The organism is Alcanivorax sp. UBA3183 (assembly GCF_002364155.1).
Lineage (GTDB): Bacteria > Pseudomonadota > Gammaproteobacteria > Pseudomonadales > Alcanivoracaceae > Alcanivorax > Alcanivorax jadensis.
Genome location: NZ_DEXN01000034.1, coordinates 18,861 through 44,112, shown reverse-complemented (window position 1 = coordinate 44,112; position 25,252 = coordinate 18,861). Strand labels below are relative to the sequence as shown.

19 protein-coding genes are annotated in these 25,252 nt (G+C 59.1%); 6 read left to right on the top strand and 13 right to left on the bottom strand.

All coding sequences use genetic code 11. The annotated features are described in order from the left end of the window. Positions 1-6: 6 nt before the first annotated feature. From dctP to B3Q33_RS11225, 3 genes are read left to right on the top strand one after another with little or no spacing between them, the layout of a single operon-like run. A complete protein-coding gene (gene dctP / locus B3Q33_RS11235) occupies positions 7-996 on the top strand; it encodes a TRAP transporter substrate-binding protein DctP (protein ID WP_272963081.1) in 990 nt (329 codons plus the stop codon). 59 nt (positions 997-1,055) lie between these two features. Further along, positions 1,056-1,502: a TRAP transporter small permease gene (locus tag B3Q33_RS11230; protein WP_232222118.1), complete on the top strand. Its 447-nt coding sequence runs from the start codon at positions 1,056-1,058 to the stop codon at positions 1,500-1,502. Beyond that, a complete protein-coding gene (locus tag B3Q33_RS11225; protein ID WP_035249467.1) occupies positions 1,499-2,788 on the top strand; it encodes a TRAP transporter large permease in 1,290 nt (429 codons plus the stop codon). Before B3Q33_RS11230 ends, B3Q33_RS11225 begins: the two co-directional genes overlap by 4 nt. Before the next feature lie 127 nt (positions 2,789-2,915). Here B3Q33_RS11225 and B3Q33_RS11220 read toward each other — a convergent pair whose 3' ends face one another. From B3Q33_RS11220 to B3Q33_RS11195, 6 genes are all read right to left on the bottom strand, one after another. Further along, entirely contained in the window at positions 2,916-3,680 is a 765-nt protein-coding gene (locus B3Q33_RS11220; RefSeq protein ID WP_035249468.1) for an NYN domain-containing protein, read from the bottom strand. 254 nt (positions 3,681-3,934) lie between these two features. Then, the gene (locus tag B3Q33_RS11215) at positions 3,935-4,741 is read right to left on the bottom strand and encodes an SDR family NAD(P)-dependent oxidoreductase (protein ID WP_035249471.1); all 807 of its coding nucleotides are present in this window, start codon (positions 4,739-4,741) and stop codon (positions 3,935-3,937) included. 13 nt (positions 4,742-4,754) lie between these two features. After that, complete coding sequence (locus B3Q33_RS11210; RefSeq protein ID WP_035249473.1) at positions 4,755-5,636, bottom strand: fatty acid desaturase; 882 nt, start codon at positions 5,634-5,636, stop codon at positions 4,755-4,757. A gap of 146 nt (positions 5,637-5,782) precedes the next feature. After that, a complete protein-coding gene (locus B3Q33_RS11205; protein WP_272963080.1) occupies positions 5,783-6,655 on the bottom strand; it encodes a fatty acid desaturase in 873 nt (290 codons plus the stop codon). Positions 6,656-6,881: 226 nt separating this feature from the next. Continuing rightward, a complete protein-coding gene (locus B3Q33_RS11200) occupies positions 6,882-7,877 on the bottom strand; it encodes an AraC family transcriptional regulator (protein WP_035249477.1) in 996 nt (331 codons plus the stop codon). After that, positions 7,874-8,491, bottom strand: a complete 618-nt coding sequence (locus tag B3Q33_RS11195; RefSeq protein ID WP_035249479.1) for a TetR/AcrR family transcriptional regulator — start codon at positions 8,489-8,491, stop codon at positions 7,874-7,876. The genes B3Q33_RS11200 and B3Q33_RS11195 overlap by 4 nt, the downstream gene beginning before the upstream one ends. An 82-nt stretch (positions 8,492-8,573) precedes the next feature. On the opposite strand from B3Q33_RS11195, the gene B3Q33_RS11190 reads away from it, so the two are divergent. Further along, positions 8,574-9,812 (top strand): oxygenase MpaB family protein, encoded by a 1,239-nt coding sequence (locus B3Q33_RS11190; RefSeq protein ID WP_273009945.1) that lies wholly within the window; start codon positions 8,574-8,576, stop codon positions 9,810-9,812. Between the two features lie 27 nt (positions 9,813-9,839). Further along, positions 9,840-10,706 (top strand): SDR family oxidoreductase, encoded by an 867-nt coding sequence (locus tag B3Q33_RS11185; RefSeq protein WP_272963078.1) that lies wholly within the window; start codon positions 9,840-9,842, stop codon positions 10,704-10,706. 317 nt (positions 10,707-11,023) lie between these two features. Here B3Q33_RS11185 and B3Q33_RS11180 read toward each other — a convergent pair whose 3' ends face one another. The 4 genes from B3Q33_RS11180 to B3Q33_RS11165 all read right to left on the bottom strand — a co-directional run bounded on the left by B3Q33_RS11180 (position 11,024) and on the right by B3Q33_RS11165 (position 16,008). Beyond that, positions 11,024-11,452, bottom strand: coding sequence for a GNAT family N-acetyltransferase (locus B3Q33_RS11180; protein ID WP_272963077.1), 429 nt, complete (start codon positions 11,450-11,452; stop codon positions 11,024-11,026). A gap of 173 nt (positions 11,453-11,625) precedes the next feature. Continuing rightward, positions 11,626-11,904 (bottom strand): hypothetical protein, encoded by a 279-nt coding sequence (locus B3Q33_RS11175; protein WP_272963076.1) that lies wholly within the window; start codon positions 11,902-11,904, stop codon positions 11,626-11,628. 547 nt (positions 11,905-12,451) lie between these two features. After that, the gene (acnA, locus tag B3Q33_RS11170) at positions 12,452-15,196 is read right to left on the bottom strand and encodes an aconitate hydratase AcnA (protein ID WP_272963075.1); all 2,745 of its coding nucleotides are present in this window, start codon (positions 15,194-15,196) and stop codon (positions 12,452-12,454) included. Between the two features lie 314 nt (positions 15,197-15,510). Continuing rightward, the gene (locus tag B3Q33_RS11165; RefSeq protein ID WP_035248996.1) at positions 15,511-16,008 is read right to left on the bottom strand and encodes a M48 family metallopeptidase; all 498 of its coding nucleotides are present in this window, start codon (positions 16,006-16,008) and stop codon (positions 15,511-15,513) included. A 99-nt stretch (positions 16,009-16,107) separates the two neighbouring features. Between B3Q33_RS11165 and B3Q33_RS11160 the strand changes: the two genes are divergently transcribed. Further along, on the top strand, positions 16,108-16,722 hold the full coding sequence (locus B3Q33_RS11160) for a lysophospholipid acyltransferase family protein (RefSeq protein ID WP_272963074.1): 615 nt from the start codon (positions 16,108-16,110) through the stop codon (positions 16,720-16,722). Between the two features lie 76 nt (positions 16,723-16,798). Here B3Q33_RS11160 and B3Q33_RS11155 read toward each other — a convergent pair whose 3' ends face one another. The 3 genes from B3Q33_RS11155 to B3Q33_RS11145 form a co-directional block, all read right to left on the bottom strand. Beyond that, positions 16,799-19,195, bottom strand: a complete 2,397-nt coding sequence (locus B3Q33_RS11155; RefSeq protein WP_272963073.1) for a TIM-barrel domain-containing protein — start codon at positions 19,193-19,195, stop codon at positions 16,799-16,801. Between the two features lie 152 nt (positions 19,196-19,347). Beyond that, positions 19,348-22,362 carry a parallel beta-helix domain-containing protein gene (locus tag B3Q33_RS11150; RefSeq protein WP_272963072.1) on the bottom strand — a complete coding sequence of 1,005 codons (3,015 nt, stop codon included), beginning with the start codon at positions 22,360-22,362 and terminating at the stop codon, positions 19,348-19,350. Between the two features lie 192 nt (positions 22,363-22,554). Further along, the gene (locus tag B3Q33_RS11145) at positions 22,555-25,047 is read right to left on the bottom strand and encodes a membrane dipeptidase (protein ID WP_272963071.1); all 2,493 of its coding nucleotides are present in this window, start codon (positions 25,045-25,047) and stop codon (positions 22,555-22,557) included. Positions 25,048-25,252 lie beyond the last annotated feature (205 nt).

Here is a 25,252-nt window from a genome sequence, read left to right as displayed (position 1 = left end):
GTACTTATGCTGCGTCTTGCCACGATTCTGGTCGCACTGTTGCCGGTCTGGGCTTCGGCCGCCAACACCTTGAAAATTTCTACTCTGTACCCGGACGGCACCACCATCGTCACCGGCCTGAAAGAGGCGGGTAAGGAGATTGCCGAAAAGACCGAAGGACGGGTGAAGCTGAAAGTGTACCCCGGTGGGGTGATGGGCGATGACCGGGCGGTACAGCGCAAGATCCGCATCGGTCAGCTACACGGTCAAGTAGCTCAGGGCGGCGCCTTTGCCTCTGCCTACAAGGACAGCCAGATTCTTAACGTGCCGCTGGCCTTCACTAACTACGACGAAGTGGATGCGGTACGCGCCGAACTGGATCCGGTGATTCAGCAGGGCCTGGAAGAGGGCGGCTGGGTCAGCTTTGGTCTGATTGATGGTGGCTTCGCCTACGTGATGTCAGAAAACCCGGTGAAAAGCATCACCGATCTGCGCAACCAGAAGCTGTGGCTGCCGGCCAATGATGAAGGCTCCGCCAAGGCGGCCAAGGCATTTGAGTTGTCGCCCATCCTGCTCAATATCGGCTCGGTGCTGACCTCCCTGCAGACCGGGGCGGTCAATGCCTTTGCGGCTCCGCCGGTGGCGGCCCTGACGCTGCAGTGGTACTCGCGGGTGAACTACCTCACCGATATGCCGCTGCTGTATACCTTCGGCACCCTGGGTATCCATGAGAAATTCTTCAAGCGACTCAGCGCCGAGGATCAGCAGGTAGTGCGTCAGGTGCTGGAAAGCACCTTTGCCAAGCTGGATACGGAAAGCCGCCAGGAAAACCTGAGTGCCTTCCAGGCGGTGAAACAGCAGGGCCTGGAAGTGGTTGGGCCCTCCCCGGAGCAGCTGGTCGAATGGCGCGACTATGCCAAGCGGGCCACCGCAGAGCTGGTGGAAGAGGGCGAAATCTCCCAGGAGATGCTGGACCAGCTTAACGCCATTCTGGCCCAGCAGCGCGAAGGGCAGTGATGGCAGCCTTGTTACACAGGCTCCACCGTACCCTTCACCAAATCGAGGACGGCCTGATCGTGGCCGTCCTTTTGTTTATGGTGCTGCTGGCGGTGGCGCAGATCGTACTGCGTAACTTCTTCGGCACCAGCCTGGTATGGATCGAGCCGCTGCTGCAGAACGCGGTGTTGTGGATCGGCCTGCTCGGCGCCATGATCGCTTCGCGCAATGATGAACATATCCGTATCGATGTGGCCTCGTCACTGCTGCCGGAAAAATACCACCCTTTCCTGACCACCGTTGTGGACTTGTTCACCGCCTTTATCTGTGTGCTGGTGGCCTGGTACAGCGTGGGCTTCGTCATCGAGGAATATGAATACGCCGGCACTGCTTTTTCCAAGGTGCCGAGCTGGGTGCTGCAGAGCATTATTCCGGTGGGTTTCTCGGTGATGGCAGTGCGTTATGTGGTGCTGTTCGTGCTGGGCCTGCTGGGTAAAAGGCCGAAGATGCAGGAGCCGGTGCCATGATACCCATTGCCATTGTCCTGCTGGTGTTGCTGGCGCTGATGGGCGCGCCGCTGTTTGCGATTATTCTCGGCGCCGCGGCACTGGGCTTTTATACCCTGGGCATCGAAATGTCGGTGCTGCATATCGACATTTATCAGCTCAGCAATTCCGTGGTGCTGATGGCGCTGCCGCTATTTACCTTTGCCGGTTTCCTGCTCAGCGAATCGAAAACTGCCGACCGCATGCTGCGCCTCAGCCAGGCGGCCTTTGGCTGGATGCCTGGCGGCATGGCCTTTGTGTCGCTGATTGCCTGTGCGTTCTTTACGGCTCTTACCGGTGGTTCCGGTGTCACCATTGTGGCGCTGGGCGCGTTGTTGTTGCCGGCGCTGGTAAAAGGCAATTATCCGGAAAAATTCAGCCTGGGTCTGGTGACGTCATCCGGTAGCCTGGGGCTGCTGCTGGTGCCCTCCGTGCCGCTGCTGATCTACGGCATTATTGCCCAGCAGATGTCACAGCAGTTGGATATGCCGTCGGTGGAAATCGTCGATTTGTATCTGGCCGGTCTGGTACCGGCGCTGCTGATGGTCGTGCTGATGTACGGCTATTGTGTGTGGGCGACGCGCGGCACCGAGGTGCCACGTCAGAGTTTCGATTTCCGTGAACTGGTGGATGCGCTCTGGGAAGCTCGCTGGGAGCTACCGCTGCCGCTGGTGGTGCTGGGCGGGATCTTCTCCGGCTTCCTGGTGATCAGTGAAGCGGCAGCAGTGACCGCGCTTTATGTGCTGGTGGCGGAAGTGTTCCTGTACCGGGAAATTTCCCTGCGCAGATTGCCCGGCATCATGCGTGACTCCATGATCATGGTGGGGGGCATTCTGCTGATTCTGGCGGTGGCGCTGGCCTTTACTGATTACCTGGTTTACGCCGGAGTGCCGGAGAAGTTGTTTACCCTGATTCAGACCCACGTGGAGAGCAAGATCACCTTCCTGATTCTGCTCAACATCCTGCTGCTGTTGCTGGGGGCGGTGCTGGATATCTTTGCGGCGCTGGTAATCATGGTACCGCTGATCTTGCCGGTGGCACTGCGCTACGGCATCGACCCGGTGCATCTGGGGATCATCTTCGTGGCCAACATGCAGATCGGCTATATCACCCCGCCGGTGGGTATGAACCTGTTCATCGCCAGCTACCGGTTCAAGAAGAAAGTCACCGAGCTGTTCGCGGCCACGCTTCCCTTCATGATGGTGCTGATCATCGCCTTGCTGATGATTACCTATATCCCGCAGCTCAGCCTCTGGCTGGTGCGCTAGCCTATCGACGAAGCCGCTGTAGGAGCGCCTCTTGAGGCGCGAAGCGGCTTTCCGTTAACCAAAGAGAGCACAGTGCACCCTACGGTAGGTGTAGCCAGCGTGGGTGTCTCCGTGAAGGGAGCTGCTATCACTTCCGTAGCGTTTTTACCTGAATGCTTTTGCCTTGCCCTTTCTGGATCTGGAACCACTTGGGGTAGGCGCGGATCATGTCGCTGAGTTTCTTGTGGCCGAACAGGCGGGTATCAAAATCGGGTTTGCGCTTGCTCAGGTGCTGGCCCACGGTGCCCAGGTTGGCCCAGTCGTCTTCGTCGGAAATATCATCAATCACATTGGCAATCAGCTGCAGCGGTGGCGGTTCCTTGCTGACCGGTTCGCTGGGAGCAGGCTCATCGGCTTTGCCGGTGGTGTCTTGCGGGGTGTGGTCCGAGCGCAGTACTTCGGTATAGATGAACTTGTCACAGGCAGCCACAAAGGGCCCCGGAGTCTTGCGTTCCCCGAAACCGTAAACGGTCTGCCCTTCCTCGCGCAATCTGGCCGCCAGACGGGTGAAATCGCTGTCGCTGGATACCAGGCAGAACCCGGACAGTTGTTTCGTATACAGCAGATCCATGGCATCGATGATCATGCTGCAGTCCGTGGCGTTCTTGCCCTGGGTGTAGGCGAATTGCTGGATCGGTTGTACGGAGTGCTTCAGCAGCACGTTTTTCCAGCCGCCCAGATTGGGCTTGGTCCAGTCGCCGTAGATACGCTTGACGCTGGCTGTGCCGAATTTGGCAATTTCCTCGAACAGACCATCGACGATTTTCGGCGGGGTATTGTCCGCATCAATAAGCACCGCCAGCGATGTGCTGCTGACCGGTGAAGCGTCGTTGCCAATATTGCTGCCTGCCATGATGCATTCCTTTTGCGTGGGATACCGCCAACATAACGGATTCGGCGGGGAGTGGACAGGCGCGGATGGGGCGGCTGTAGGAGCGGCGCTTGAGCCGCGAACCGAGCGTCGCGAGGCGGCAGAGATATCTGCCTCTCGTGACCTTTCTGGATAGACGGGACTTGAACTGAATCGCCTGATCGCCCGCTGGGCGATTCCTCCCCTTGAAGGGGAGGTTCGCGGCTCAAGCGCCGCTCTTACAGCGGCTTCGTAGATTATCTTTCCATTTCTTTTATCGATTGCTTGTACACAAAATTCGCCATGGCGCGCAGGGGCATGATGCGAATCCAGATGCTTTGCAGGGTCACGGAGAGGCCGGGCAGGGCGTAGCGCTTGCCCTTGTTGAGGGCCTGGTAGCCAGCTTTTGCCACCGCTTCCGGGGTGGCGATTTGTGCGGAGACGAATTCTCTGATGCCGCTGGACGATTTATGGTTGCTCTCGGCGGTATCCAGAAAGGCGGTTTTGGTAGTGCTGGGGCAGAAGCAGGTGACCTGCACGCCATAGGGTTTCAGCTCTTCGTGCAGGGAGGCGCTGAAGTTGATCACGAAGGCCTTGCTGGCGCTGTAGGCGGCGAAGAAGGGCATGGGGCAGAAGCCGGCCAGGGAACCGATGTTCATGATCTTGCCTTCACCGCGGGCTTTCATGCGCGCGCCCACCAACATGCATAATTTGCTGAGCAGGATGTTGTTGAGGGTGAGCATGCGCTCCAGCGTCTGGCTGTCCTGTTCTACATGTTCGCCCATCATGCCGAAGCCCACGTTATTGACCAGTACGTCCACGTCCAGCTGTTGCTGGTCCAGCCACTGCATGATCGCTTCGGCGGCACCGGGTTGGGACAGGTCCATCTGAACGGCATGGTATTCCACATCAGGGCGTTGCGCCTTCAGATCGTTGCCAAGCGCGTCCAGTTCCTCCTGCAGCAGGCTGAACACAATGATGCGATAGTCATCTGCGTTGAACAGCTTGCAGAACTCCCGGCCAATGCCGCCGGCGCCGCCGGTGATCAGAACGGTTTTTGTCATTGAGGTTCTCCTGTCAGGCATTACCGGGTTTGTCATCAGGCCCAAGCTGGAACGGGCGGATGATCATGCTGCCGGAGTGCTCGCGGTGGTATTGCTCACGGGCCTTCCAGGCCTTGCCGTAGCGATAGAAAGGAATGGTGGGGTAGAGGTGATGGATCAGGTGATAGTTCTGATACATCAGTACCGGGGTCAGCAGCCACTCCTTGCCCATGCGCATCAGCGCGGTGGTATTCGGGTCCACGTCCTGGCGGCCGGTGTGTGGATAGTGGGGCAATACCATGAACACCAGGCACATCAGGTAGAAGGAGAAATAGGAGGGGATCAGCCACAGCATCAGGGCTTCATAGGGGCGCCAGAGAAACAGGGCGGTGAGTGCCACGCCGGCCACGGCCAGTTCTCGCCAGATCTCCGCGGGTTTCACATTGGGCAGCACATCAGGGTTGCGCAGAAAATTGATCAGATAAAGGAACGGCCAGAAGCCCCACAGGGGCATGGTCCACAGGCTGCTGGCCATCCAGTGATCCGGGTCTTTCTGCGGATCATTGGCAAAGCGGTGATGGCGCATGTGCATCAGCCGGAACATCTTGCCCTTACCGAAGGGTACCGCCACAAAGGTGGCAATGGCGAGGATCAGGTCGTTGTGCTCCGGTTTGCGGGCGGCACAGCGGTGGATGGCTTCATGGGCTGGCGTGAACATCGCGTAGCCGGCGATGCTGTTGATGATCAGGCCTACCCAGGCGGGCCAGAGTCCACTGAGCACCATCACCCAGCTGAGAATATTGGCGCCGTGGGATGCCACCATGATGGTCATGGTGGGGCCGGCAAACCTGGGTGATACCTTGAGCCGGGCCAGGGTCTTGAGTTCGTTGTGTTGCGGGGCGGTTGTACTTGTCATGGGCGCTCTCCTGCAAGGTGCCAATACAGAGTGTTTACCTTTCTGCGCAGAAACATAAGCGCGAAAATTGCCAAATGGGGGATAAAAAGTGCCAATGAGTGAATAAACAAAAAGCGGGCGGCAAACGCCGCCCGAAAAGGGGGGCATCATGCAGGGTTTTGTTTCTGGTCTGTTTCCGGCCCCAGGCCAAAGGGCCCGATGATCATGCTGCCGGAATATTCACGGTGGTACTGTTCGCGGGCTTTCCAGACTTTGCCGTAGCGGTAGAAGGGCACGGTGGGATACAGGTGATGCACCAGATGATAGTTCTGGTACATCAACACCGGGGTCAGCAGCCACTCTTTGCCCATGCGCATCAGGGCGGTGGTGTTCGGGTCTTCGTCCTGCCGGCCGGTGTGTGGGTAGTGCGGCAGCACCATGAACACCAGGCACATCAGAAAAAACGCGAAGTAGGTGGGGATCAGCCACAGTGTCAGCATGTAAAACGGCGCCAAGGCGAGCAGAACGGCAAAAATCACACCTGCCAGGGCAACTTCACGCAGCACTTCCTGCACTGTCACATTGGGTAGCAGCGATGGGTTGCGCAGGAACTTGTACAGATACAGATAAGGCCACAATCCCCACAGAGGCATGGTCCACAGGCTGCTGGCCATCCAGTGGTCCGGGTCATTTTGCGGATCATTGGCAAAGCGGTGGTGGCGCATGTGCAGCAGCCGGAAGAGTTTCCCCTTGCCGAATGGCACTGCCACGAATGTGGCGGCAGCCAGCAGGAAATCGTTGGTTTCGGGTTTACGGGCCGCAGCGCGGTGGATGGCTTCGTGAGCCGGGGTAAAAAGGGCATAGCCGGCAAGGCTGTTCACCACCATGCCCAGCCAGAGCGGCCAGATGCCGGAGGGAACCAGAGCCCAGGTCAGCGCAATGGCAACCAGAGAACCAACAAGAATGGCCACGGTTGGCCAAGCTAGTGGTGGTGACACCTTCAGGCGTGCCAGTTCATTGTTGTTGTCTTCGTTGTACATTGCGCCAGTCTCCAGTGTTGCTTGGCTCCAGTGTTACTGGAATACCGGGGATGGGTGAGCGCGGATGCTGACAAGAAGGGGATAAAAAGTGACAGGGTGAGCCGCAAGCTTCAAGCTGCAACGCGGGAGGGCGACGTGGATTGGCAACGCCGTGCCCGCGTTTACTGGTTTATGCGGGCAGGGCAGCCCAGACATTAAACACCTTTATGGCCCTTGTAGCTTGAGGCTACTCCTGGCGGAAGCGGCCGGGGCTGGTGCCGAACCAGCGCTGAAAGGCTCGCCGGAAGCTGGCCACATCGGTGTAGCCAAGATCTTCGGCAACGGCGGCGACGGTGTAGTGGGGCAGGCTGAGTAACTGGGCAGCCCGGCGGCTGAGGGTCTGGTCGAGCAGTTGCTGGAAGCGGGTGTCTTCCTGCTTGAGCTTGCGGATCAGGGTGCGGGGGCTCATGTGTAACTGGTCGGCGATACTGTCCAGGTTGGCTTTACCGGGTTTCTGGTGCATCAGGGAAAGTACCCGGTCACTGACGGTACCTTGTTTGCGTAGGGCTTCCTGGCGGATCTCGCACTGTTGGATCGCCACCCAGAGCAGATCCCGGTCATGGCTGGGCAGGGGCTCGTCGCCGTAGCTGGCGGGAAGGCTCATGGCCGTGTCCGGAGCGTCAAACACTATACGAGTGCCCGGAAAGACCTGCGGGTAACGGTCGGCCCAGAGTGGTGGCGGGTAGTTGAAATAGGCACTCCCGCCATCAATGGGCTTGCCGCGCAGCACCACATGGCAGGCATAAGCGGAGGCCATGGCAGACTCGGTAAGAAACTGTATGGTCGGGCTCTGCGGATAGGCAAACACCATGCGCAGGGTGATTACCTCCGGGGTTTCCTCCATCACCGTATTGAATATACGCGTGCGGGTGTTGTTGAAACGCGCAAACAGCTGCATGGCATTGCGCAGGGTGGGGCTGGCCATGGCCGCCATGCCCATGGGGCCATGCATGGCGGGCAGGGCGCGCAGGCCTGTTTGCAAGGCGATATCCGGTTGATCGGTGAGTTGGTGGGCATTGGTGATCAACTGGCGAATGCCTGGCCAATCAATAAAGCCGTCACTGTGCAGCAGCGTTTCCACGTCGATGCCGGTTCCGCGCACCAGCATTTCCAGGCCGGCATGATCCAGTCCCAGGGTCTTGGCAATCATGCGGCAGTAGGTGATGGCCAGATCCGGATTCATGGGGATTCCTCAACGGTGTCCGGGGGGCTTGCCAGATAGCGGGCGACCATCAGTGTCAGTTCGTCGGCCAGCTCCTGTTCGCGGATCAGGCCACTGTGCTGGCTGATATGCCGGATCATGGTGAACAGGACACTGTTGGTCACGATAAAGACCCGCACTTCCAGGTTGCTGATCTGATGGTGCTGGTAGTGACGCAGGAAATACAACCTGGCCAACTCCATGAAGTGTTGTTGCAGCGCGTCCATCACCCGGTTGGTGGGCAACCGGTGCCAATTGCGCACCAGCTCCAGATAGAGCCCGTCGCGGGAATGCAGTACCGCAAAGCCAAAACGGATGGCGCTGCCCACCGTCGCGGCCATGTCCACATTATCCATGACCGGCAGTCGTTTCAGTCCTGTGCCGATCTCATCGGCCAGGCTTTCCATTAACGCCTCAATCAGCCCGTCCTTGTCGCCGAAATACTGATACAGCGACCCCACACTGACCCCGGCGACCTCGGCGATGCGGGCGGTAGTGGTGTTATCCAGTCCCTGCTGCTGAATGACCTTGCCGGTGGCGTCGATCAGGGCGCGGACCATTTCCCGGGAGCGCTGCTGTTGGGGGCGTTTACGCATGGGAGCCTCAAATGCGAATTGAATGCGAATAAATATTCGCATTATGGTGCCAGGCAATGCAAGATCGTTGAGGAGGCTTCCTGTGATAGCCAAGACGCAAAGACACAAGGTTCCCAGCCGGGCCCGCCCGTTCGAAAAGACTCAGAAGCCGACTCCGGCCTGGCTGAAAAAACTGCTCGGCCGTGAATTGGCCCCGAGTTACGAAGAGTACGCCGCCGTTCTGGATGCCCTTTGGGAGGGGGACCCGGCTATGGACGCGCTGGTGGACTGGATGGTGGATTATGGCCCCCGTGAGGCCCGCGTCTTGTTCGACAAGGCCGTCAGCGAAGGGCTGGCGACCATCCCGAATTGTCCGGAACCACTCTATCTCTTTATCAAGAGCCTGGAGCGGCGGCCTGCCTGGGTGGATGCCGAGCTGATTGACGAAGGTGCCCGTTTTATTCATTCCACGGGGATGACGGCGCCATACGTACTGCGGAATCTTGCGCTGATGGGCGGCTACCTGCTGTCCGGTTTCAATCAATCGTTGGTGATGACCGGGGCCTTGAATAAAGGAGCTTCCCGGCGCGTGGCGGAGACCGGAAAGTGGTGGATCGACTGTACCGAAATCGGCGGGCTACGCCGTTTTGCGCCGGGTTTCCGCAGCACCTTGCATGTGCGCCTGGTGCATTCACTGGTGCGCCGTAATCTGGCCAGCCGCGAAGAGTGGGAAGCCAGCAAGTGGGGCATGCCTCTCAGCCAGGTGGATATGGTCGCGACCTACCTGGGATTCTGTGTGGTCATGCTGGGAGGGCTGCGCAAAATGGGCGTGCCGGTGACGCCCCGGGAGTCCCGCGCGGTGATGCATCTGTGGAAATATGCCTGCTGGGTGATGGGGGTGGATGAGAAATGGCTGGTGGACACGGAGCGCGATGGCATCGTGCTGCTGCAGCATGCGTTGATGACCCAGAGTCAGCCCGACTGGACCAGTCAGGAACTGGGGCAAGCGCTGGCCCGGGAGCCCCTTGATCGTCATTTTCCCCGCTTCGAAAAATTGCAGCGAAAACTGGCCTACCAGAAGCATCTGAGCGTCAGTCGTTACTTCCTTGACCGCACCAAGATGCAACAGCTCGGTTTGCCCGAGGGCGTGTCTGCCTGGTACCCGCTGGCGACCTTTTTTCCCCGCCTGGCAAGTTATGGGGTGCAACGCTATATCCCTGGATTGCGACAGTGGCAACAAAAACTGGGGCGCAGTACGCAACGGCATGTACTCACGCAGATGTTCGGCGATGCCGAGCAGGATCTTATCCGTCCGGGTGCTGATCACCCGGGCCATGTTTAACCGCCTGTTAGAGATAGGGAGATAGCTGTGTCTCAGACGCAAACAAAAACCGTATTGATTACCGGTGCCTCATCCGGCATTGGTCGTGCCGCTGCCCTGTATTTTCAGGCGCGGGGTTGGCAGGTAGTTGCCACCATGCGTAACCCTGAACAGGCCGGAGACTTGGCTGAGCTCCCCGGTGTGCTGTGCCTGCCTCTGGACGTTAATGACCGCGACAGTATTCATGGTGCAGTGACACAGGCCATCAAACACTGTGGCGCCATTGATGTGCTGGTGAACAACGCCGGCTATGGATTGATGGGAGCGTTTGAAACGCTGGATGAGGAACAGATCCTGCGCCAGTTTGATACCAATGTATTCGGGCTGATGGAAACCTGTCGGGCGGTACTGCCTCACTTTCGTGAGCGTAAAAGCGGGGTGCTGGTCAATGTGGCCAGTATGGTAGGGCGTGTGCCGTTACCCTTGTATAGCGTCTATAACGCCAGCAAGTGGGCAGTAGAAGGGTTCACCGAGGGGCTGGTTTATGAGCTGACTCCGCTAGGCATCGGCGTCAAGATCATCGAGCCGGGGGCGGTGAACACAGAGTTTTTTGGCCGCTCTGCCGACCGTAAAAATCAGACCGGGGTTGAGAGTTATGCCACATATTCGCAGGCCCAGCTTGGGGTGATGGACAAGACCGGGCCGGGGGGATCTCGCCCGGAAGATGCCGCCAAGGTGATCTACCGGGCCGCCACCGACCAGAGTGCCCGTTTGCGTTATAGCGTGGGCGCGGATGCACGGATGTTGCTGTTGGCTCGTCGTTTGCTCCCGGAAACCTGGTTCCGCTCCATGATTCGCATGAGCCTCAGTGAGAAAGCCTTCAATAGCGTCGGCAAGCTGCTTTACAAGTCCTGACGCTCAGCCCCGGTTCGTAGTCGGGCAATCCTTTTCTCGGCAAGCGGTTGAGAAAGGGATTGCCAGATAGCGGGCACGGCCGTCCTGCAGACAAAAAAACGGCCGTCAGGGGTGACGGCCTAAGGGGGGGAAGCATGAACCCTCACGGGTTCCGGGTATCACAGAATCAACGCATGGATGTATATCTGGAGGCGGAGAAAGTGGTTCTGCCGCCATCCGATAAGTAAAGAATAGCGACAGCCCCGAGGGGAACCCAGAAGGCTGGGTTGAGGGGTGTTATCAGATTTTTCGATCAATCCCGCATGATGCGGTTGGGTTCAGATCAGCGATTTTCGCATGGCGTGGCGGGTAAGCGGGATGCCATCCCGTTCCGCCTGTTCCTGGCCTTCGCTGGTATAGCCCATGTAGGCAAAGAAATCGTGGGCAGTAAGGCTGGCGTGGGTGGTCAGCTCAGTGAGGCCATCGATGCGAGCACCGTCTTCCAGATGCTGGTAAAGCAGGGTGGCAATACCGACCCGAGAGGCCTCAGGGTGGACAAAGACCATGTTGATGTAATCCCGAATCCGATGGGCAAAGCCCACCAGCTTGTCGTCCCATTCCGCCACTACCGTGTCGCCTTCGCTAAGCACAGAGATCAGGCTGTCGTAGCTCTGTCCCCGGCTCCAGGCATCCCGTTGTTGCTGATCGTAGTCCGCCGCCGCACTGATCTGGATGGCCTCACGAAACACGCCCAGGAGCTCTGACATATCGCCGCTGTGCAAGGGGCGAATCTGGAAGGGCATCAGCGCGGCAATCGGGTCTGCCTCTGAAACGGGGGCGGGCGTGCTGACGGTTTCAGGCTTCTGCCGGGGTTCCGGTTTATGGGGGGCCGGCTTCGAGGGTGTCCGGCGGTGAAAGAGCTGGCGTAACCATTGCAGCATCACTGATCTGCCCGGGCAGTGTTATCTGCCTCTTCTGAGAGTTTTTTGAGTGCCTGGATTTCTTGCTGTAGCGCGTCCAGGTACTTGTCCTGTTGGCGGAGAAGTTGTTGCGCTGTGTCCTGTCGATCCTGCAATTCTGCCGCCCGCTCTGACAATTCCTGCTGCTCAAGCAGGCGAGCGTCGCGCTCCTCTTCCGTGAGCAGACGGGCGTTGCTGTCCTGTTGTGCAAACAAGGTGCCGGACAGGATCAGCGCGGTAGCAGCAAACAGGTAACGCACGGACTTCCCCCAAACTGGCCGTGAAGGGAATCAGCATAGCAAAAACAGGGGGTCAAGGGGGAGGGCTAGCTACGCTCGACTGGATAGGGAAAGGGTGGAGGGTTCCCCTGATCCCGTCATTTCTACGAAGCCGCTGTAGAAACGGAGCGTAGCGGAGTAACGCACGCAGTTACGTGCGGCCCGGAGGGTGAGCGTAGCGAATAACCTATGCTTGTCCCCCAGGGGATCTGCGACATGCGAACCGCGCTTGCGCGGAAATCGCCCGCAGGGCGATCAGGAATCTCAGAGCTCGACAGGTTCCAGAAAGAACGGCGGACAGACCTTTACCCCTGTCGCCTCGCGACGCTCGGTTCGCACCTCAAGCGGTGCTCCTACGGGGGAGGGGGTAGAGCGGTGCAGTTCGCCTGAGGCTCAGTGCACCCTACGGTGGCGTCCCAAATGCAGGAGGCCGCGCCCGAACATCGGGCGCGGCCTCCTGGATCAGAGCAAGCAACACGGCTTCCCGCGTTACTGCCCGTAGCTAGCAGCTCGAAGCTGGTAGCGTCTCCTACATCATCTGCCGCAGCACATAGTGCAGGATGCCGCCGTTTTTGTAGTACTCCACTTCGGCAGCGGTATCCAGCCGTGACAGGGCCTCGACTTTCTGTTCCTTGCCGTCCTTGCGGAATACCACGGTGACGGTGTCACTGGGCTTCAGGCCATTGGTCAGGTCCGGAATATCCACTTCCTCGCTGCCGTCCAGGTTCAACGTCTTGCGGTCGGTGCCTTCCGGGAACTGCAGTGGCAGTACGCCCATGCCGATCAGGTTGGAGCGGTGAATGCGCTCGTAGCTTTCGGCGATTACCGCTTTCACACCCAGCAGGTTGGTGCCCTTGGCGGCCCAGTCGCGGCTGGAGCCGGTGCCGTATTCCTTGCCGGCCACGACTACCGTGGGTACGCCATCCTTCTGGTAGCGCATGGCGGCGCCGTAGATGGAAATCTCTTCGCCACCGGGCAGGTGCCGGGTAAAGCCACCCTCGATATCCGGGGTCATCTCGTTGCGGATGCGGATATTGGCGAAGGTGCCGCGCATCATCACTTCGTGGTTACCCCGGCGTGAGCCGTAGGAGTTGAAGTCGAGGGGCTCCACGTCATGCCCTTGCAGATAATGACCGGCGGGGGAGTCAGCCTTGATGGCCCCGGCGGGGGAGATGTGGTCGGTGGTGATGGAGTCGCCAAGCAGCGCCAGGATGCGGGCATCCTTCACCGGCTGCACATCGTCCACTTCCTTGGTCAGCCCGTCGAAGAAGGGCGGGTTCTGGATGTAGGTGGAGCTGCTGTCCCAGTCGTAGGTTTCGGAGTCCGGGATTGGCAGGCTCTGCCAGACCTCGTCCCCTTCAAAGACACTGGCGTACTGGGTGCGGAACATGCTGTTGTTGATCTTCACCAGTTCATTCTGGATCTCTTCGGAGCTGGGCCAGAGATCTTTCAGGTAAACCGGCTTGCCGTCCTTGTCCTTGCCAAGGGGGTCCTTATCCAGATCAATCTTCACGGTACCGGCCAGGGCATAGGCCACTACCAATGGCGGCGAGGCCAGCCAGTTGGTGCGGACGCTCTGATGCACCCGGCCTTCGAAGTTACGGTTACCGGAGAGCACCGAGGCCACTACCAGATCGCCTTCGGCAATCGCCTTGTCGATTTCCTCGGGCAGCGGGCCGGAGTTGCCGATACAGGTGGTGCAGCCATAGCCCACCAGATCGAAACCGATATCGTTGAGCGGTTTCTGCAGGCCGGTCACGTCCAGGTAATCGGTGACCACCTTGGAACCCGGTGCCAGCGAGGTTTTTACCCAGGGCTTGCGGTTCATGCCTTTCTCGGCGGCCTTCTTGGCCACCAGGCCGGCGGCCAGCATGACGCTGGGGTTGGAGGTGTTGGTACAGGAGGTGATGGCAGCGATCACCACGTCACCGTGGCTCATGAAGTGTTTCTGGCCGTCGATCACCACCGGTACCTGGCCGCCACTGGGCTCGTGATTGCCCACAGCGGTCTGGCCGCCTTCGCCTTCCAGGGTACTGATTTCGTCGTCGTTGAGTTTGAGGGTCTCGGTGACCACATCAATGAAGGTGCGTTTCACCGCGGTGAGTGGCACCCGGTCCTGGGGCCGTTTGGGGCCGGCCAGGCTGGGCACCACATCGCCCAGATCCAGTTCCAGCACGTCGGTGAATTCCGGGTCCGGATCCGCACTGGAGCGCCACAGGCCCTGGGCCTTGCAGTAGGCCTCGACCAGGGCAATGGTGTCCGCGTCGCGACCGGACAGCTCCATATACTCGGTGGTGCGCTCATCGATGGGGAAGAAGCCACAGGTGGCGCCGTATTCCGGCGCCATGTTGGCGATGGTGGCCCGGTCGGCCAGGGTCAGGTCGGCCAGACCGTCGCCGAAGAATTCCACGAACTTGCCCACCACACCGCGGCGACGCAGCATCTCGGTGACGGTGAGTACCAGGTCGGTGGCGGTAATACCTTCACGCAGCTTGCCGCTGATCTTGAAGCCGATCACCTCGGGAATCAGCATGGCGATGGGCTGGCCAAGCATGGCGGCCTCAGCCTCGATACCGCCCACACCCCAGCCGAGTACGCCCAGGCCGTTGATCATGGTGGTATGGGAGTCGGTGCCTACCAGTGTATCCGGGTAGGCGTAGGTGTTGCCGTCGTCACTCTCGGAGGACCACACACCCTTGGCCAGGTATTCCAGATTCACCTGGTGGCAGATGCCGGTGCCCGGTGGGACTACCCGGAAGTTGTTGAACGCTTTCTGGCCCCAGCGAAGGAACTGGTAACGCTCCCGGTTGCGCTGGTATTCGATGTCCACGTTCTCGGAGAACGCCTGGGGATTACCAAACTTGTCCACCATTACCGAGTGGTCGATCACCAGATCCACCGGCGTTAGCGGGTTAATGCGGGAGGGATCGCCACCGGCCTTCTTGATGGCATCGCGCATGGCGGCCAGGTCGACCACGCCGGGGACACCGGTGAAATCCTGCATCAGTACCCGGGCCGGGCGATAGTTGATCTCTTTGTCAGAGCGCTTGTTTTCCAGCCAGCGCACCACGGCTTCCACGTCAGCGCCGGTGACGCTGTCGCCGTCTTCAAAACGGAGCAGGTTTTCGAGAAGGACTTTGAGGGAGAAAGGGAGCTTGCTGAGATCACCCCAGCCCTTGTCGGCGACCGTATTGATATCGAAGTAATGATAGGTCTTGCCGTTGGCTTCCAGCGTTTTCTTGCTGTTCAGGGTGTCCTGGCCAATCCGTGTCACTACACACCTCCTGGGCTCTGATTGGAGTCCCGCGCAGGCGGATAGAGCGGCCGCCAGCGGGAACACTGGCGCAGGATCAGTACAGCATTGCCACAAACCGAGGCACTGATGACCCTGCGTTATGACGTTAAGTCATTTCATACTACGCCCTTATGGCGGAGACATGAAACTGGCTGGAATGCTCTCTGGCAATATGAGTGGCCGGAAATGTAAGTGATTGTTGAATAGAGAGGTTTTGATGTTATGTGGCTGTTGGGCGGGCCCGGATAAGGGAGGGTAAAGGGAACCTGCAGGTGCTGATAAGAGCAGGGTTGTCAGCCGCTTGTGGTGTCCTGCCAGAGTAGCCAGAGCCGGGTATCCAGCTCCAGCTGGTGGTAGTCCGGCGCCATATGCGAGCAGAGCTGATAAAACGCCTTGTTGTGGTCGGTTTCTTTGAAGTGGGCCAGTTCGTGGACCACGATCATACGCAGAAAGGCCTCTGGCGCCGCCTTGAACTGGCTGGCGATGCGCAGGCTGTTATGGCTGCGCAGTTTGCTGCCGTGAATACGGGTTTGCCGGGTGTGCATGCCCAGCGCCTGACTCAGCGTTTTCAGCTTGGCGTCGTAATGGGCCTTGCCCAGCGGCGGCGCCTTGCGCAGGTATTGCTGTTTCAGGCTGTTGGCGTACTGGAACAGGGCCTTGTCGCCCTGAATATCATGCTTGTCGGGGTAGCGCTGTTGCAGATAATCACCCAGCTGCCCCCGGTCCACCAGGGTTTGGGCCTGCTGCTGGATCTGGGTGGGGTAGCCGGTCAGGTAATGCAGGGGATTCATGGGCCGGTTATCGTTTCCTGGCTTCGTTGGGCGTTAGTGCCAATGTGATCATTGGGCCGCGTGGGTATGATCGCCGCTCTCTTTGCAATGGACAATCCCATGTCGTCACCCCAGGACTCTGATTATCCCCGTCGCGGCAATGCCTTTTCCCGGTGGCTGGCCGGTGGTTTTTTGCGCCTGGCAGGCTGGCGGGTGACCAATCCCATGCCGGCAGTGCCCAAGGCAGTCATCATCGGCGGGCCGCATACGTCCAACTGGGATGGTATCTATACCCTGGCGGCGATGATGCAGCTGGGGCTGGATGCTCACGTGATGATCAAGGATAGCGCCTTCAAGGGGCCGTTTGGGGCAATGCTGCGCTGGATGGGAGCGTTGCCCATTGCCCGCCACAAGGCGGGTGGGGTCGTCGAGCAGACCGTGGCGCAGTTCAACAGCCGCGACAAGCTGGTCATGGTGGTGGCGCCGGAAGGCACCCGGGGTGGGGCCACACAATGGAAAACCGGCTTTTACCGTATCGCCGAGCAGGCCGGTGTGCCCATTGTGTTGGCCACAGCGGACTACCGGAAAAAAGAAATTACCTTTGCCCGGGTGATTGAACCCTGTGGCGATATGGAAAAGGATCTGGCTGAAATTTTTGAATGCTATGCGTCCATTCACCCGCGTCATCCGGATAAATTGTCGGCACCATTGAAAGCCCTCCGCGAGCGTCGTTAATAGCTGTCAGAGCATGAGGGGCAGATCTGCCCCCATTGTTTGGTTCTGCCCCTCATCGCCCTTATGCAATTTCAGTCTAGAAACCGCCTTCCGGTACCGGAAAGGGTTGGGCTCCGCAGCTGAAGAAGTAAGGCAGCTCATCGACCGCGGCCTGGATGAATTGTGTCTGTGGCCCAAGAATGGTCTCTTTCGTTTCCGGGTGCTGCCAGCAGCCCCGTGGGAAATAGACGTCGCGTCCGTCACTGTTTGGGGATACCACCGGTGCCACCAGCACATTCGGCCCCAACATGAACTGCTGGTCCTGGCGGCCGGCCTCCAGGTCGTTCGGGTATTCAAGCCAAAGTGGCCGGGTTATCGGAATGCCGGTGGCCAGGGCTTCCTGCCAGAGACGATAAATGAGCGGTTGCGCAGCGATGTGCCTGTTCATCGCTGCGCGGTAGTGCTCGACAACCTCGGGATCGTCGAATCGCCAGGGCATGGGAGTGCCATTGACAGGGCCTCCATGTTGGCGGAATACGGGCATCAGGGACGCATGGTTGGCCCAGCGAATCAATAATTCCGAATCGATGGAACCGAAGATATCAATGTAGCCGCCAATCTCGGTGACAAAGCCATAGGCTCCGCCAACACTGCGATTCAGCATGTCAGGAATGACCGAGCCAAGGCCCGAGGCACGGCTCCAGTCGGCGGTGTTGTCGCCAGGCCAGCTCGCGGATTCGTAGTGTGCTGAGCCTCTACGGCCGGAGTTGCCAAAACGCACGAAGAACCACGGTTCCCTGTCCGGGTTGTCGGCAACAAATTCGTCAAAGGCCTGACGGGTTGCCTGATGGAACAGCGCCGCATTGCGGTTGTGCATGGCGATACCCGAGCTGCCATCATGAAAAACCATATCAACCTGAACCTGCTCGCCGAAGTCTTGCATAAAGCCTTCGCTGCCTTCTTCGAGGCCTTTCTTGATCCGCTCTTTCCACCACTCGACGGCTTGCGGATTTGTGAAATCAATCAGAGCGGCGATGCCCCCCATCAGTGGAGAGCCAAAAATGTAAGGCACTCCTGATGCCCGCTTTGTGACATACCCACGGGATAGTGCCTCTTGATATACCTCCGGTTCTTCAAGCTCGTCCTCTGTCTGCCCCACAAAGCCCCGATAATAGGTCACAGGCTTGATGTTTTGTGCGCGCAGCCGCTGGATAATCTCATCGAAGGCGCCTGTTTTTTTGGTGCCGACCCACCCTTCAAAAGCAAATGCGGTGACAGGGAGTTCCAGTGCTTCGATTTGATCCAATGACTCCTTCACTTTTTCGGTGTAATTCTCTGGAGAATCGGTGAACTCCTGAATGGTTTCAGACAGCATTGGGCCCAGTGACCAGCGTGGTGGCACCCGATGCCGACCGTTTATGCCGGAGAGACGGCTCACGACTTGCTTTTGATTGCCGGGGACGACAAGGAAATCCAGTTCGCCGCCTGCTACTTCGACACGCCAGGCATCGTTACGGTCTGATGCCATTCGCCAATGAGAAAGCTCATCGCGATCCAGCATAAAACCGTAACCTTGATCTGAAATGAACAGTGACTGGATGTAATAAGCCCCCTGGGGGCCGGTGGGGAACTGGTACTGTTCGCCGAACGTATCGCCAATCAGAGGCTCAAGTTGCTCAGGGGTTTGTGAAAACTCTTCCGCCCAATTCAAGAACGCTTCATGGCGTTGATCGATTTTGTTGCGTCTGCCGCCAAACCCCCTGAACGCCTCACTGGACGTTGAATCGAAACTGGCTGAGATAAGCGGGACTTCCCGGAAGACGTGATTCACCTTGACGGAGACATGGAAGCTGCTGTTTTCATCGGCCTTGACGGTGACCCGTGCCTCCCGCCCGCTGGGGTCGGAGGTGTCTACCCGCAATAACAGTTGATTGCCGTCAACAGAAACGTCTTTCACATTGGTCAGACGAAACTCGATACCGGTGGATGCCGAGGCCAGCATATTTCCAACCCAGAAGGTTGCCGGGAATTGAAGGTTTATCTGGTCGCCAACAACAAATGAGAAGGGCGCATACAGGGCGGGTGCTTCCGGCATGATCTCGGTCCAGCCACCCAAAAGCCGGCTTGGTAACGGTGTTCTTAGCAGCAGCGGGACCGGCGGTTGCTGCCTGTCGCTGCTCAATACTTTTTTGCCATTCTCGTCGTAAAAGCTCATGGACAATGGCGCGCGTTTTATTTCCACGTGCCCATAGTCTGTTCTCAATGTAATGAGCTCAGGGCCATCTTCTATCTGGATATTGTCAGGTGGCGTCGTGGCGGGTGTTTCATTTTTTGCTTGCGGGGGTGCGTCTGGTTCAGAGGCCGTGATGTCGGGAGACAGGGTAGAGGGTGACGGTGGGGGTGACATTGACGTTGGAGAAGACGAGTCGTCTCCACTGCCGCATCCCCACAATAGACCAGAGAGAAGAAGGATGAATTGGATATTTTTAGTCATGTTAAGGGCCCCATTCCAGAAACATAGCCCTGCCCTGGTGCTCTGAGAGCTGCTGTTCGGATAGTTAGAAAATAAAAACCCTCCCCTTGCGGGGAGGGGCCAAACGCTCCTCCCGGAGACAGGTGGGAGGAGGGAGGGGGAACAGTGCAGCGCTAGTTGCAGGCGCTGCCGTTGGTGTAGCTGCTATCCACCACCTGATTGATCCACTGATCCAGCAGGGTGGTGGCTTCATCGTGGGCCACGCTGCGGGCGATGGGGGGCATCATCCGTTGCGGGTCGTTTTCCGCGGCCAGGCGGCAGGAGACGATGGAGTTGTTAGCGCTTCCCGGGACTACCACATGCTGGCGACCGCAGGAGCCGCCGCCGGTGGCGGTGGGTTTCTTGCAGATGCCGTAGCTGGCGTCCACTTCACGGAAATGATCCAGGTAGTAACCCGTGTTGGAGGCGGCGCCCTTGTCGTTGTGACAGTGCTGGCAGTTCACTTCCAGGTAGGCCTTTACCCGACTTTCAATATCCGCATCGGAGTTGGCAGTGTTGCCGCTGTCACCGGGCACGTTCCAGTGCGGCAGGCGCTCGATGTTGCTGGCAACGCCGTTGCTGATCTGCAGCTCCGGGGTGCCGCTGAGGATGCCTACGTCAGTCCAGTACTGCAGCTGGTTAAGGCGTGGGAAGCCGGCCTGGCCGGTGTTACCCATGAAGGCAGATTCCGGTTTGTAGGCACGGTTCAGGTTGCGTGGCTTGGGACCGATAGGGGCGCTGCCGCCGGCCTGGTCGTCGTTGCCATGACAGGTGATGCACTGGTTGGCGTTGGGCACCGAGTAGCTGTCGGTGCTGCCGGTGAGCAGTGCACCTGAGTCGCTGTCGCGGTAATGCCAGCTGGCAGGTGTGCTGCCGCCGCCCATGCTCAGACGGGCCACCGGTTTGCCGTCCTGTTCGCCCCAGATATAGGGCAGGCCTTCCCAGAAAGGTTTGCCGCTACTGCTGGTGCGTTTGATCAACAGGCGCGTCTCCACCAGCGTTTCATTGCTGTTGGCCTCATCGGTGAAGGCGAAGGTCTTGGCCAGTACGGTACCGGTGGGGAAGTGAATCCCTCCATTGGGGTTGCTGCCTCCCTGGCCGTCTCGGTACACCGCCTTGGTACCGGGAGGAACGAAGGCGACCCGGTATTTAGTGGCGTAGTCGGAGAACAGTTTGGTGTTCAGCACATAGGGCACGCCGCCTTCGTTGGGCAAGCTGCGTGGGTCGCTGGCATCGGCAAACAGGTTGTACTGTTCCAGGCGCGGGCAGTTTACTGCCAGCGCGTCGCGATTGATTTCACCGCTGGCCACTTCGGTGTTGCAGAGTGCTTCTACCACTTCCGGTGACGGCGCAGGATCGAAATCACCGCTGGGTTCGAAGGGAGGAATTTCTACTCTTGGCAGCGAGGGCAGCAGTTTGCCGAAACGGGCCTGACAGTCGTGGTCGGACAGGTTGGTATCCGAAGGCATGTTGAGCAGGCCTTCCAGTGCATCAAGCAGACCACCGGGCGAGAGGATTGAGAAATCCTGTTCTGCCAGAGCCAGCACCAACTCAAGCCCATCGGTACCGTGGAAGTTCAGGTAGGGTTCGCTGTCCTCGGAAAAGTCGTTGTCGTGGAAACAGGAGCCCCAGGTGGGCTGGATACGTTCGTTGTTTTCATCGAACTTGTAGGCGTTGTAGTGACAGGCCGGGTTGGGGTGCTCATTGGTGTGTAGCGGCTTGCCGTTGCTGTCCATGGGCACCGGCTCGCCATTGCTGTCCACCGGGTAGGGGCAGTCCGCATCCAGGTCATCACGGAGGCCGTCCCAGACAATGTGGGCGCCTTTACCCAGGTTGAGGATGTTGTCCAGGCTGCCCAGTAGTTGGGTGGGATCATTGATGATGGGCAGGTTCTTCAGGCCGATCAGGGTGGGCAGCACGCTTTCCACTTCACCGTTGGCCAGTTTTTCCAGGTCGGGTGGCGGCAGGTCGTAACCGGAGTTTTTCATCACGTTGTTGTGGATGTGCAGCCCTTCGGTATAGGGGTCCAGTTTTTTGTCTGCGGTCTTGTCTTTGCCATCAATCAGCTCATAGCTGGTATAGATGACGGCGGCGGTGCTGTGGTCTTCGAAAGTATTATTGAAGACCTCGATGTTGTCGTAGCCCAGGGTGATAAAACCGGTGCCGCGTGGCACCGCAGAGACCAGCCCGCTCTGGGCGAAGTTGTAGGTATTGTTGTTGCGGGCCAGGTTGTTGAGCATCACCGAGGTGTCGCCGTACTGGGTGATGTTTTCCAGGTCGTAGATCAGGAAGCCGCCGGTATTACACTCGGCCACGTTGTTGTCGTATTCCCCACCTTGCACATTTTCGATTTCAAACCCCATGACGTTATAAACGGCACGGCTGTCACGAATAATGGCGGTGTTGGTCTGGCCCACGTAGATGCCGGCATCGGAGGCGCCCACGGATTCACTGCCTTCCACCAGGATGTTTTCCGATTCCACCGGGTAGATGCCGTAGCGGCCACTGGCGGCACTGGGTACGTAATCCGGGGTGGGGTCGCCTTCGTTGAAGGGCGGATTGGTACAGGCCACATTCAGCCGGTCGCCGTAGTTGTCGGCGGTGATCGGCTCGCCGCCACCAGACCACATGGCGCGCACATTGCGCAGGGTGCCCCATTTGACGCCCTTGAGTTTGAAGGCGTCGCCGGGGGAATCCAGGATGGTCAGGTCTTCCACGGTAATGCCGCGAATGTTCAGCGCTTCCAGGCCGGTGACGTTGGCGCTGTTCTTGAATGACAGCACGGTGTCGTCCTTGCCGCAGCCTTCAATCAGGACATCCTCGGTGGCCTGGATCAGCAGCCCTTGATCCAGATCGAAGTAGCCACAGTCAAATTGCAGCGTGTCGCCAGGGCGCAGCTGAATCATGGCGTTGACCATGTCTTCGGTGGCGTTGTCGCCGGGGGAAATCATAAAGGTGCGGCCTTCCCCGGTGGGCGGGGTAACCGGATCGTCACCGTCACCACCGCCATCACTACTCCCTCCGCCATCATCGCCGCTATTGGCGGTGGGGGTGTTGGCCGGGTCGCTGCTACCCCCGCCACCACAGCCGGTGACGATGAAGGCGGTGAGTAACAGCAGAAACAGAGAACGGGCTGTTAGTGTTTTCATGGTATTCCCCAAAGGTTTCTAGTTTTTGGCTCTCTTCTCTCTTGGTGAGAGAAGAGTTGGAGGAAGCTGGGGTATTACGCCAGATCATCAAGCAAGTCTTGGCGCCTCTCACCCTCTCCCTGTCCCTCTCCCCTCAAGAAAGAGGGGACCTTTCTGGAAATGCTCTGGAATAGGTGCTTCCTTGATAGTTAATCATTGCGCCGCCTGTTCAAGCCGTTCCCACATGCGCAGGTAGGCTTCCGCCGAGGTGAATAACTGGTTGATGGCATCGTCAATCTGTTCCGGCGGGCGATCGCTATGGGCAATCATGTCAGCGATCTGATCCGGGTAGAGGCCGTAGTGGGCCACCCCCCGACCTTCGTAAAGGCTGAAGGCGTGGTCACCGGTGACCTGTTTGTCGAACACCACGCGACCATCCACGGAAGTAAACGGATAAAGGCTGTCTTCCTGATCCGGCGTCCCCGGGTTGCCGGCCAGGGCGGCGATACCATTCACATCGGAGGCAAAGGGAGCGCCGCCGAAGGGGCCCACTTTGTAGCTGTCGGGGCGCGGGCGGTTGCCATCGCGGGTGAGCTGGTCGACCCAGTCGTCACGGACACTGCCGAAGGAGGCGCTTATGCCGCCCTGAGCAGCGACACGGTCACGCAGGGTCTCGGTGCCGCCCCAGTTGCCGTGGCTGTTGATGATCGGGTAGCCACGCGGGGCGGTCAGATCGAGAATCTGGTCGGCGGCCTTGCGGCTGATGTGGTCGGTTTCAATCATCATGCCGCGTTTGGCCAGTTCTTCGATCAGGAAGAAGCCAAGGTCGGTGAGACCGCGGGTGTTGCAAAGGTGGTCGGTGCCCCGGCGCGGGTCGAGTTCGGCCAGCTCTTCCGGGCTGGCCGGGAAGCGCTCGCCCACGTAATCCAGCTGGAACAGCAACTGCTCGAAGATGCCATAGGGTTGTAGTGGGTCGGCCAGTGGGCTGTCATTCACCGCGTGGTCGTGATCCGGGCACTCTTCAAATTCCACGGTGTGACCGGTTTCCAGCAGGTTGCCGCCATACAGCACGGCACCAATGCCGATACCGTCGGAGAGATCCGGCAGGTGGCCACCAAAGGCGTTATCGAATTTATGCACCGGGAACAGGCTGCGCACATCCATGGCGTAAAGACGGTCTAGCCGTTCGACGATTTCTTCGCGGCTGCATTCGGCTACGCCCAGAAATTCCCCACAGTTGAGGGCCTTGGAGGCTTCCACGCCGAGGATGACAGCCATCTTGCCTTCACCGATCACCTGGCGGGCCTGACTGGGACTGGTGACGATACGGAACCAGCCTTCGCCGGGGCCACCGTTCTGTGCATCCACGTAATCCTCCATGCGGTGCATCAGTTCTGCCTGCTGTTCGATGGCGGCCACGGTGTCGCAGTCGTTCTGCTTCTGTGGATTGATCTGGCAGAGGATTTCGTTATGCACCAGGTGGTTGACCAGAATCTTCAGGCCGGACAGGTGGGCCCGTTCGATCCATTTGTAATAGCTCTGGTGGTGTTGCAGTGAATCGTTGCGCGGCCAGAAGGGAAAGTCAGGCCAGCCGCGGGTCTCGTGGGGTCCCGGGTTGCTGGTGACTTGTTCCACCAGGCCAGTCAGGCCCTGGGGACCATGGTTTTCCGCGCAATCGTGGAGAGCGTGGTCGACGCCGAATTTGTGAAAGGGATCGCCATAATTGACCCGGCCGCCGATGAATTCGTAGGCAGAGATATGACTGTGGGCATCCACGTAGCCGAACACATCGTCGTTATCGATGCCGGGGGTGCCACGGAAGCGATCGACCTCTTGCAGGTAAATGGCCGGGCCGCTGTCGACCACGGTGGCGTTCAGCTCGGCTTCAGGGTAACCGTTGCAGCCTTCAGCATCGGTGAGGACAAAACGGGTGTCGGCGTTCTCCAGGCTGGGCGAGGTCAGAGTCAGCCCGTCATCGCCGGCGGTGAGTAGCAGGCCGGTGACCTGGGAGGCCAGGGTGAAGCTGTCGCCCTCGCTGGGGTTGAGATTCCATACCGCCAGATCATTGGCATCGGCGACCATGGCCAGAGACGGGCGCAGGGTGGTGTCGCCCAGGTTGTTGCCGATGCCTTCCAGATTTTCTCCCAGCTCCCGCAGCAGGCCGCCCAGGGGGGCCACCGGATCCAGTACCAGGTTGAGGGTGTCGCCCAGGCCTGCCACCAGATAACTGAGTTCGCCGACGAAGTTACCGCCCTGATCCAGCAGCTCCCCGGCAGGGTCGCTGATGCCCAACAGTTGTTTCTGACCGATGCTGCCGGTGGTGCGCTGGTAATCAGACACCAGCAGATAGCGGCCCAGATCGGTGGGTTTCAGGGTAAAGGTGGTGGCCTGGGAGGCGTCCGCGGTCAGGCCATAGGCGCTGCTGGAGCTGTTCGCCTGCAGGAAGCGTCCGTCGCTATTCAGGGTGTAGCAGCCATTGGCGAACTGGAAGCGATTGAGCGGTTGTGGCTCTGGCGCCGGTTCCGGGCCGGGTTCCGGCGTCGGGGCCGGGTTCTCGGTATCGGGCTGGCGTGGCTGCTCGCCGGCAGTGCTGGCGGAGGAGCCGCCACTACCACCGCCACAGCCGGCCAGAAGGCTGACGGCCAGTAGCAGCGAGCAGGGCAATACAGAAGTGGTCAGGGCCGGAGCCCGGGTCAGTTGTAGCATGGCTAACCCCTTAAGGGAGTCCTCGCGATGCGGGGCGCCCGTTGTTGTTATGGGTACGTACGTTCTTATTGGTACGTTTGTACAACTAAAGGGCTGGGAGTGGCTGTAGCGTTATTGTCAAAAAGGGGGAGGGGTTTGTTACAGGGGGGCATCAAGCGAGGCCGGGTGATAACTGTGTAGGGTGCACTGAGCCTAAGGCGAACTG